The sequence below is a fragment of the Natrinema sp. DC36 genome (genome assembly GCF_020405225.1).
Taxonomy (GTDB): Archaea; Halobacteriota; Halobacteria; order Halobacteriales; family Natrialbaceae; genus Natrinema.
Map to the genome: position 1 here is coordinate 17,538 of NZ_CP084478.1, position 9,452 is coordinate 26,989.

At 58.2% G+C, this 9,452-nt stretch carries 13 protein-coding genes; 3 read left to right on the forward strand and 10 right to left on the reverse strand.

Features of this window, described 5'->3' with window-relative positions; translation table 11 throughout:
* Nucleotides 1-114 precede the first annotated feature (114 nt).
* The 10 genes from LDH74_RS26270 to LDH74_RS26315 are packed head-to-tail and all read right to left on the reverse strand — an operon-like array spanning nucleotide 115 to nucleotide 7,477.
* Nucleotides 115-843 carry a LamG domain-containing protein gene (locus LDH74_RS26270; protein WP_226043503.1) on the reverse strand — a complete coding sequence of 243 codons (729 nt, stop codon included), beginning with the start codon at nucleotides 841-843 and terminating at the stop codon, nucleotides 115-117.
* A 2-nt stretch (nucleotides 844-845) separates the two neighbouring features.
* Nucleotides 846-1,298, reverse strand: a complete 453-nt coding sequence (locus tag LDH74_RS26275; RefSeq protein ID WP_226043504.1) for a hypothetical protein — start codon at nucleotides 1,296-1,298, stop codon at nucleotides 846-848.
* Nucleotides 1,295-1,570: a hypothetical protein gene (locus LDH74_RS26280; RefSeq protein ID WP_226043505.1), complete on the reverse strand. Its 276-nt coding sequence runs from the start codon at nucleotides 1,568-1,570 to the stop codon at nucleotides 1,295-1,297. Before LDH74_RS26280 ends, LDH74_RS26275 begins: the two co-directional genes overlap by 4 nt.
* Nucleotides 1,570-1,815 (reverse strand): hypothetical protein, encoded by a 246-nt coding sequence (locus LDH74_RS26285; RefSeq protein ID WP_226043506.1) that lies wholly within the window; start codon nucleotides 1,813-1,815, stop codon nucleotides 1,570-1,572. The genes LDH74_RS26280 and LDH74_RS26285 overlap by 1 nt, the downstream gene beginning before the upstream one ends.
* Entirely contained in the window at nucleotides 1,815-4,778 is a 2,964-nt protein-coding gene (locus LDH74_RS26290) for a hypothetical protein (RefSeq protein ID WP_226043507.1), read from the reverse strand. The genes LDH74_RS26285 and LDH74_RS26290 overlap by 1 nt, the downstream gene beginning before the upstream one ends.
* A 1-nt stretch (nucleotide 4,779) precedes the next feature.
* Nucleotides 4,780-5,664 (reverse strand): hypothetical protein, encoded by an 885-nt coding sequence (locus LDH74_RS26295; protein WP_226043508.1) that lies wholly within the window; start codon nucleotides 5,662-5,664, stop codon nucleotides 4,780-4,782.
* Nucleotides 5,664-6,254: a hypothetical protein gene (locus tag LDH74_RS26300; RefSeq protein ID WP_226043509.1), complete on the reverse strand. Its 591-nt coding sequence runs from the start codon at nucleotides 6,252-6,254 to the stop codon at nucleotides 5,664-5,666. The genes LDH74_RS26295 and LDH74_RS26300 overlap by 1 nt, the downstream gene beginning before the upstream one ends.
* Entirely contained in the window at nucleotides 6,235-6,537 is a 303-nt protein-coding gene (locus LDH74_RS26305; RefSeq protein WP_226043510.1) for a hypothetical protein, read from the reverse strand. The genes LDH74_RS26300 and LDH74_RS26305 overlap by 20 nt, the downstream gene beginning before the upstream one ends.
* The gene (locus tag LDH74_RS26310; protein WP_226043511.1) at nucleotides 6,537-7,007 is read right to left on the reverse strand and encodes a hypothetical protein; all 471 of its coding nucleotides are present in this window, start codon (nucleotides 7,005-7,007) and stop codon (nucleotides 6,537-6,539) included. Before LDH74_RS26310 ends, LDH74_RS26305 begins: the two co-directional genes overlap by 1 nt.
* Nucleotides 7,008-7,042: 35 nt before the next feature.
* Entirely contained in the window at nucleotides 7,043-7,477 is a 435-nt protein-coding gene (locus LDH74_RS26315; protein WP_226043512.1) for a hypothetical protein, read from the reverse strand.
* A gap of 137 nt (nucleotides 7,478-7,614) precedes the next feature.
* On the opposite strand from LDH74_RS26315, the gene LDH74_RS26320 reads away from it, so the two are divergent.
* Genes LDH74_RS26320 through LDH74_RS26330 form a run of 3 tightly spaced genes read left to right on the forward strand, consistent with a single transcriptional unit; the run spans nucleotide 7,615 to nucleotide 9,378 of the window.
* Complete coding sequence (locus tag LDH74_RS26320; protein WP_226043513.1) at nucleotides 7,615-7,830, forward strand: hypothetical protein; 216 nt, start codon at nucleotides 7,615-7,617, stop codon at nucleotides 7,828-7,830.
* The gene (locus LDH74_RS26325) at nucleotides 7,823-8,473 is read left to right on the forward strand and encodes a hypothetical protein (protein WP_226043514.1); all 651 of its coding nucleotides are present in this window, start codon (nucleotides 7,823-7,825) and stop codon (nucleotides 8,471-8,473) included. Before LDH74_RS26320 ends, LDH74_RS26325 begins: the two co-directional genes overlap by 8 nt.
* Complete coding sequence (locus tag LDH74_RS26330) at nucleotides 8,473-9,378, forward strand: hypothetical protein (RefSeq protein WP_226043515.1); 906 nt, start codon at nucleotides 8,473-8,475, stop codon at nucleotides 9,376-9,378. Before LDH74_RS26325 ends, LDH74_RS26330 begins: the two co-directional genes overlap by 1 nt.
* Nucleotides 9,379-9,452: the final 74 nt, after the last annotated feature.

A 9,452-nucleotide genomic window follows, 5' to 3' on the forward strand; every position in this document is an offset into this window, starting at 1 on the left:
GACACGAGCAGCACACCAAGCAGGATTAACGAAATGGCTTTTTTCCGTGTGAGTCCTGCCTCATCTTGGTCGTGTGTCATTGTTATTATTTGATAGACCTAATCGCAGTCTCGCTTAGATTGATCCGGTGTTGTAGAGGTTGGAGACTTCTGTATCGGTCAGTCCCTTTCTATAAATACGAACATCGTCAACAAGTCCGTTCAGGTATCCAGACCCGCCCCGTCTACCGATTGAGGAGGTTCCCGACTCTGTCAAATTTCCTATAGTTGCAGTTGCTACGGATGAGCCATTGACATAGAACTCCATATCTCCGCTTGCTGTTTTCGTTCCGACAATATGTGTCCAAGTATTGTCATAGGAGAAACTGGTATTGGTACTTACGTACGATCCATCGTAACATTGGAATCCGATCTTAGTATCGTCAATATACAGCACTGCATCTGCACTATATTGGCTAGGTGCGTCAATTGTGACGATATATTGGGCTGATGATGGAGATGAGAGTTTCACCCACGCACTCAGTGACAGGCCATCACCAGATGAGTGGCTGACTGGAATGTCAACCGCGTCATCGGCCCCGTCAAGTGACACGGCGTATGATCCAATCTCTGAGTCGGTGGTATAAGTCCCCCCAGTGAGCGTTCCGTCGTTGCCATTCCAAGAGTCTGTGGCATCTTGTTCGAATTTATATCGGGCGACTCCGCTGTCGGGTATCGCAGCCTGGTCAAGTCGGGTCCACCCGGATCCATCGAAACCGTTGACCGCGACGTCCTGGAACGCCGATCCGCCGAACGCGTTGCTCCCGACGGACTGGAACTGGGATCCGTCGTATCCCTTCACCATCGTCACTCCACCTCAGAGGTGTCGATCCAGACGTCGCCTTGCGTCGGGCTCGAGGGCTCAGTCGGTTGGATGTACACCTGTCGTGTGTTGACTGTCAGTGTGTTCGTCGAGATGTTATCCTGATTCTGGAATAACTGGTCGACGTAGATCGTCCCGATTGGATCGTCTTGGAGGCCAAGTTGCTCTATCCCGTAGACAGCGTTCGACGACGTCTGTGCGTTAGCCGTGCCGATCGACTTCATGATCGCCGTCGGGATCGCTGCCCCGTAGGCGACGAGGCCGACCGCCGCGATCGCCTGGCGACGGGTCAGCCCGAGCCCGAGAAGCCCACTGAGCGAGACCGAGTTTCCGTCGCCGTCTTCGACTGTGAGCTGGTCGGCTTGTTCTTCGAGCTGTGCAACTCGCTCCTCGAGGGAGCGGTTGTTCGTTTCGTCGGTGTTATTCGTTTCTGTCATGGTCGTGGTCGAACCGCGTATTCGTTTGTTTCCTCGCGAACGTTCGCGACGATCCAGTAGATGATCGGACTGAGGATCAACAGGGCTGGGACGGCGAACGTCCCTGCCCAGATGATGTTCTGGAAGACCTCCCAGAACGGTCCGTTGCGGACGGCATCCATCTCAACGGCGAAACCGTAGATCGGATTCATGACACCCGCAACGACCAAGAGGTACAATGCGACACAGATCATCCAGGTTACGATCAACCGGATTCGTCCGATCAGTCCCATCAGACACCCCTCCGATTGGTGACGCCTGAAGCGACGGCAGAGACCAGCAGGCCGATCAGGCCGATCAGAATCCAGTACTGTTCTGCCCAGTACAGCCAGTTAAGCGGCTCTGTGACGAGACCGCGTGAATCTAATTCTGCAGTCATCGGGATCACGACGGAGTTGACCTTCTGGATTATCGCATATCCGACCATCCAAACAGCGAAGGCAGCCGCGATAAGCGTGTATTTCCAGAAGGTCGCCATTACAGAGAGCTACCCCCGAAGCTGAAGTTGAACAGATCTTCTTCCTCTTCGTCTCGCTTAGAATCACTCTCGTCGTCCCAACTTCCGAAGGAGCTCGAGGCCGCTTCCACCATCTCGTTGGCGTCCAAGAATCCAGTATCCCAAGTGTCGGACCCGAACGAGTAGTCGAAAGACATCTGCCGGGGCTGGGATGAATCGTCTGGGTCTGGCAAACGAAGACGACGAGGCCGGCCAGGAGAGCCAGGACCAGGACCAGGCTGTCCAGGCGTCGTCGGGAAAAGCGGACGATCACGATCGGGATCAAACGGTGGCTGATCTCCCGTCGGCGTCAGCGGCGACGTCGGCCCATTGGACGGTGGCGGAAGCAGACCGGTATCCACATCTGACTCGGGCGTTGCCCCAGATCTTGTATCCGCTCTCGTTCCCGTGTCTGTCGTCGGTCCCGTGCCGAGGATCGTACCGGTATCTGTTCCGGAGTCGATCCCACTTTGCGTTCCCGTTTCTGTGGTTGTCGTTTCGGTTGATTCCTGCCCGATCGTCGTTCCGACACCGTCCATCACTCCATCGAGGCCACTCTGGGCATCAGCCAGTAGACCGAGCCCGTCTGGATCGGACCGACTGCTGATTCCGGTATCCTCTCTCGTCCCTGGCGGACCTTCGTCCTCGGAAGTCACCTGGGGCTGTTGTGCCTGATCCAGTAGCGCCATTGCGCCACCCGCGCTTGCCCCCCAGTTTCCGCTCCCCATCAACGTCCGTGACCGTGCCGCTGACGCGGTTCGAAGATCTGTCGATGGAGTCGTCCGGCTTATCGCGTCGACGCCCCGGAGATCAGACTCGGGAGTCTGGCGTCCAATCTGAGCGGCCAGTTGTTTCTCTCGGGGAGAGAGATCGGAGTCACTGCTCGATCGCCGGAGCGATGACTGTGCATCGGTCGGTCCGCTTCGAGACGTATCTGGCGATCGCGATGCGCTGTAGTCTCCGCCAGGACCATCAGGCGCTTCGTAGTCCCCGCCCGGTCGCGTATCGACAGTGCGCGGCTCGTCACCCCGCTCTTGTCGACGGCCTTCCTCGAGGCGTTTCTCCTTAGTTTTCTGCTCCGCTCGTTTCTTTGCGCCTCGAACATTCACGCCCCGTTCCATGTTCCCGAGTTCGTCTGCAAGTTCGTCGGGGATTTCGTCGAGAAGAATGCTGTCTCCCCCGTCTCCGGATCGGCTCGAGGACCCGCTGTCTCCATCCCGATCGCGTCCGATCCGACCGATCGACATCTGGCCACGATCGTCGTCGGTCAGCGTCCGAGGGCGTCGGGTACCGCTATCCGAACGGGATCTCTGAATGTTGGGAGTCACACTCCGACGACGCCGAATCGCTGCCCGTGCGCCTCTCGAAACACCAATCCCGACACCGGCACTGATGAGCGACTCCGATGCGATCGATCCAAAGGCGCGTGCGGGATTATCATCGATCTGTTGAGAGGTCGCAACAGCACTCCCAGCAACCGCCGCCGGAATCTTACCGGCGGCCTCACGCAGATTCGTCGCCGCGTATCCGGCCGTCTCTGCGGCCTCCATCCCGATAACCGGGGTACCAGCAACGAGGCCGGCAGCCCCTTCTCCGACGCCACGTCCAAACGAGCTAGCAGATCGATCAACTCGATCTGCGGTCTGATCGAAGCCTCCTGCCTCGAGCGCCCCTGGGACCCCCGTATTGCTCCCAATTGCCTCGCCAACGTTGCCGGCAGTGTTTTGAGCACCTTCCTGGAAGTCCCGTGCGCCTTGCTCGAGGTCGTCGAACGGGCCGATCGACCAGTCCCAGTCCCCGAATTGTTCACCTTCTCGAGCGTTGAACTCTCTCCCCGCCTCCTGAATCGGGGCCAAAACCTCCTGTACCCCGGTCTGTGGCGGGTCTGCTGGGTCGAAATCCATGACCGTCTCCTTGCCGGTCGAAGGCTCAGGCTCCTCAAGGAGATCTCCCTGCTGCTCCATTTTTTCCTGGACTTCGTCCACCGACACGTCACTCGGACTGTACACGCGCTCGCCGAGTGACCCGTCATCATTCCAGTAGTACTCGATACCCGAAACGGTTACAGTCTGTCTCCCTCCCTCCGAGTACCCCTGCCTGAACTCGTCGGTAAGGACGTACGTCCCTTCGACCTCGTCGTATCTGACATCACCTGAAGATACATCGACACCGAGCTGTTCCTCGTAGTACGACACCGCAGATTCTCGACGAAACTCATCGGTTAGGGCGTACCCACCCTCTTCCTCGTCGTATCTGATATCGTCCGCACCGACATCGATATCGGTCTGCTGGTCGAATTGTGACGCTGCAACTTCTCGGCGGTACTCGTCAGTCGGCGCGTACGTGCCCGTTTCCTCGTCGTGTCGGACATCACTCGCGTCGGCTTCGACGCCGTACCTGTCCGTGAGCTGTCCAGCCCCCCACTCTTCCCACCCCTGTTGGTCGACCTGCTGTAGCTCGCGCCGTGGCTCGGACCCGAGCCCATACCAGTCGTCGGTCTGCCGGAGGTCGTCTTGACGATCGAGGTTGCTGAGTGGGCTGTTCGATTCATAGTACTGCGCTGCATTTTCTCGTCGGTCTGATTCGTCGATGTACGATTCTGCTTCATCCTGGACGTTGGAAATGCCCCGATCGACTGCATCCCTGGCGTCCTCGACGAAGTCACCGATCGGGTCTCGGACATCTCCTCCAGTACCGGATCCAGAGGAACCACCGCTTGAGGGGCCCGAACTCGAAGTTCCAGACCCGCTCGATCCGCTCGACCCACTCGACCCGCTCGATCCGCTCGATCCGCCGCCACCATCGTTGCTACCATCGTCGCCACCGCCCCCTCCGGAGACTGCGTCAACGGTGTCTCCAACGGCATCTGTGACCGTGTTCCCCACGTTTCCGACTGCGTCTGTGGCCTTTTCGGCGGTGTCCTGAATCGTGTCCAAGATCCCCATCTCAGATCACCCCCGCCATCTGGAGAGTGAGCAGCACGCTCTCTCCGCCGCCTCCGCCGCCACCCATCTGGTTGTCGATGAACCAGAAGATTGCGAGCATGAACACCGCGCCACCGATGAACGCGCCGATGACGAGCAGCGCGATCTTCAACTGTGCGCCTTTGCTCAGCTCGGTCAGTCGGCCGATGTCGAACTGGTCCTGGAGGTCTTTCTGGGAGACCTTCTGGTAGTACATCTCCCAGGCCTTGTTCCAGTTCAACACGAGGCCGTCAGCATCGCCGGGCGGCTTCCCATCGATGAGGATCTGCTTGTCCTCACCTTCGCCCGTCTCAACCCATGAGCCGGCCTCGCGTCGGTTTGCGATGTAGGCTTGGATCGGTTCGAAGACCTCGGCACTCCCTCGGAGCGAGAAGACGATCGGGATCTCGCCGAACAAGTAGTACGGGTTGTGACCTTCGGCGTCGAACGAATATTTCTCGCCGTTGGTCGTGTGGTACTCCTTCTCTTCGGACTGGATGCTCGCTCCACGAGGGAAGACCGCTCGGTCACCGTACGCGCTGAAGACGAGGACATCGGAGCGTGCCAGGTCCTTCTTGAGGTTGTAGCCGGCCTTCACCAGCGCATCGCCGAGCCGTTGGGATCGAGGGATGAACTTGAGGACGAACAGTACCGGCACGATGAGGAGCATCGCGACGGCCTTGACGGATGCTGTGACGAAGCCACCGGCGGACTCGTAGAGGCCGTCTGCTTTTGATTCGGCGGCGTCACTCCAGCTCGAATTATCCGAGTCGGCCTGTTCGCTCTCGACCTCGCTGTCTGCGTCCTCGAGGCCGTCCCATTCCTCTTCGACTTCCTCTGCATCGAGACCCGAATTAGCGTCCGACATCAGCCGAACACCTTCTCCTGAGCCTTCTTCAGCCGGCCCTTGCTGTTGTCGTCATCGATACGTTGGACGCGCGTTTCGACGGTCGTGTCCGCCGTCTTGCTGAGACCGACGTGATCGATACCGAGGAACTGCATCGCGGTTCGGACGTCGATCAGGGCGGCCCGGACGGCACGGCGCTCTTCGTCGGTCCAACGGTCTTTGACCGGCTTGTCCGGTCGCCGGTGAGCGCCCTGGGCGATCTCGAGGAACGGCCCCGTGCAGAGTCGACCGCGATCGCGCTCACTGATGACGCGTTTCGCCAGCGCCAGGTTCGAGAGTTCGATCTTCTGGCGATCGTCCTCGTCGTAGTAGGTCGTGACGTTGGTCCCGGAGAGGTGAGGTTGGAGGACGTCCTCGATCTCCTCGAACTCCGGCGACTCGATGTCTGGATCTTGCAGAATGCTGAGGAAGTCGGTCGGCTCCATGTCACCCATCGGATCGTCCTTCTGGGCTTCGTGGTGAGCGGCCTGGGTACTCTGCGCCGTAACCTGCTCTTCCTCTCGCATTCGCGACTGTTCTTTCGGATCGGGTCTATTCTGTTTCTGATTCATTTTTCATACTCTCCGTTGGATACACTCCGAACACGGCACCGCCAAGCGCAAACCCGCAGATCGCTGCTAAAAAGAGGCAAAGCGCCTGCATCGACTGGCTCGCCATCGTTATCGTTTCGCCGTTCGAGACGACCACGACCTCGCCGGACCCGACGAGTAGAAACGACCAGGAGGCCATCGCGACGAGCAGCGGAAGCTCGACGTGCGTGTCGAATCGGTAGAACGCGAGGAACGTGCTCCCCAGGGCGATCACAACGAGAACGAGGTAGAGGCCAAAGTACATCAGCGGCCACCTCCTGCGTTGTCGACGATCCCGGTGATCGCCACGAGGAGCGTCATCGCGCCCGCGATGAGCGAGAAGATCGCGATGATCGTGAACAAAAGCCCCAGAACGCTTGACCCAGCATTGAGCCAGTCGCTCTTCCCTTCGTCGTATGCGTACGTAATCGCGACCTCGTCGGTGTCCTCGAGCGTCCCGTTTTCGACCGCCCGGATGGAACCGTTGGACGTCTCCCACTCGTAGTTCGACTCAGCGACGACAGAGCCGTTGGAATAGACCGTCTCGTTATCGTAGAACTGCGTCGCGACCGAGCTCTTCGAGACGGGTTCCCAGCTGGCCGTCGAGATCGAGACGGACTCGTTGTCGACGACCTCCGTTTCAGCGGGTGCGTCCGCGAAGGCACCGCTGATCGCGGGGACGAGGATCGCCCCGAATAGAACGAAGGCTCCAACGACGATTATCTTGCTCTCCATTGGCGGTCAGAAAACTGGTGGGTGAAATCGGCTTCTTAGCGCCCCATTCCGCCGCGTCCTCCGAACATGTTCATGGCGAAGTTCGCGCCGGCGACGATGATGCCGATCCCGACGAGGGACAGTGCAGCGACCCCGTAGGTCGCGAACTCACTTGTCATGTTTCCGAACGGACCGTCAGCCTCCTGGACGACGTCCAGTCCGAAGACCATCGACAGGACGACGATGACCATCGCTGCGACGATCAGCGCCGCGCCGATGCCCTTGATGAGCTCGACGATCGGAGCGTGGGTGACCATCTCTCGATCGATGGTCTTCGTAGTCCCGCCGGTTGCGAGGTCGAGAAGGCCGCTGACGAGTCCGAGCATCGTCAGAACGGCCATCATGAAACTGTTCTTCGCATCGTTAACTGCCCGCCGCCCTTTTGCATGGTAGTGCTCTGGGTTTTGGACAGCCTGGCTGGCAACTGCCATATCGCGCGAGTGCTGAGCGACCGTAATAAGACCCAGTGGCCAGACAACCGCAATCCTGCACCGGAACGTACGCAGAGGTGAGGGACAACACCAGTTTAACGACAACCGTTATGTAGTAGAACCGCCGTTTAGGGCCGATGTCTGGGCAAAAACCACCAAGAGTGCTAGAATCCCGTATGAAGCCTCGTATCAACGGAAATTCGCTGTATCTCTGTATCGATAGGGAATTCTTAAAAAACAAAGGAATTGACGTGACCGACGAGGAAACGGTCCCAGAAGAGATTCTCACCGAGCTTCACAAAGGCGGACGTCGGGACGGTGAGATTGTTATCCACTTAGAAGACGATGAGTAGTTACAATGACAGTGGCGAGGGGCAGAGAAGCGCTCGTCGGCAGATCATCGAAGAGGCACAGGTAGTCTGCCATACGGCCCGATCAGAGTATCAGCAGGTGAGCAAGCTAAACGATGGAGAAGTCCCTCGAGAGATCAGTCTGCGATTCCAGCAGGCCGTGACGGATTACTACTGGTCGTTGAGGCCACTCCGAGACGAACAGGTAGTTCAGGACTTCTGGGAGAGCACCGTGCTCTCCGAGGACTGGACGTACGAGGAGGTTGTCGTCAAAGGGTCAGTTGAAGCCGATCTCCATAAGCCAGGTATCCAGATCTCTCGAGAGCCACAGACAATCGAGAAACCGTATCTGGGTCTCGAGACGATCAAAACTCATCTCGACGGAGAATTCGAGACGAAGACCGTGGTCAAAACCGGCGCTCGAGGCCGACGAGAAGAGACTGTTCGTCGGCAGAAGATCCTCGAACCCGAGATCCTGCTCGATATCTCTGGTGTCCTGGACGACGCCGCAGCGAAACTCGGGTTCATGCCGGATGTCAAACAGAAGGATCCGAAGGACAGCCCGAACATGGGCGATCTCCGCGGCCTGCTCGTTGATCGCGGCCAAACAGAGGCCGCAGAAAAACTTCCAATAGGTGAGGACTGATGGCGACAACAGCACAGCAATTCCTGAGTACACCGGTCGATCCGAATGAGTATACGACGAGCGAGGAAGGGCAAGCCCCAGAGATTCGAGAGCCAGATCACCAGATCCCGGTCGACACGAATTTCTCTGGCCCGTTCTTCAGAGCGATCGGCAAACGAAAGTTGCAGGGTCGAGATGCAAAAACGCTGGTCACCGCCGATCACGCGGAAACCGGCGTCGGGAAATCGAGTTGCTGCGACTTCCTCGGTTACGTTTGCGACACGACCGAGGACGGGTTCTCGGAAGAAAAAGTCGCGATCGACCCGCCAGAGTTCTTCGATCTCTACGGAGTGGTTCCTGCGGAGTCGGCGATCGTCCTCGAGGAGGGTGAGCAGCTGGACGCTCGACGAGCGATGTCGAACGAGAACGTCGACGCCAGCCACACCTGGGCGAAGGAGCGGATCCGCGAACTGATCGCGTTCATCAATCTCCCCAGTCCGGAGATGATCGACGGCCGGCTCGAACTACTGGCCGACTTCTGGATCAACATCGAAGTCAGGGGAAGAGCTCGCATCTACAAGAAGAAGATCAATCGCATCAAGCGAGTGGTCTACTACGAAACGATGCAGGTCCTCGAGTGGCCGAACATGGACGGGTCGGATACCTTCCAGCTGATGAAACAGCAGAAGGAGGACCACCTTGACGACGATGACAGTGGCGTCAACTGGGTTCGGCAGTCTGAGGTCGATAAGATGCTCGAGCAGCGGGAGAAAGAGGTCCGCCGCGAAAGCCGCGATGAATACATCCGGAAGTTGGTGAATGAATGCGGCTGTAGTCGGTGTGAAGAGGAGTTCAGACAAAAGGACATTGCACCGGCTTTCGACTTATCGCCGGGAAGAGTCAGCCAAATCGCCCAAGACCGATGATTAATTCAATAGCATCTATAATCGCGGGACGGCGTAGGGATCGACTCGCAATAATAATAGAACCGGCACAATAT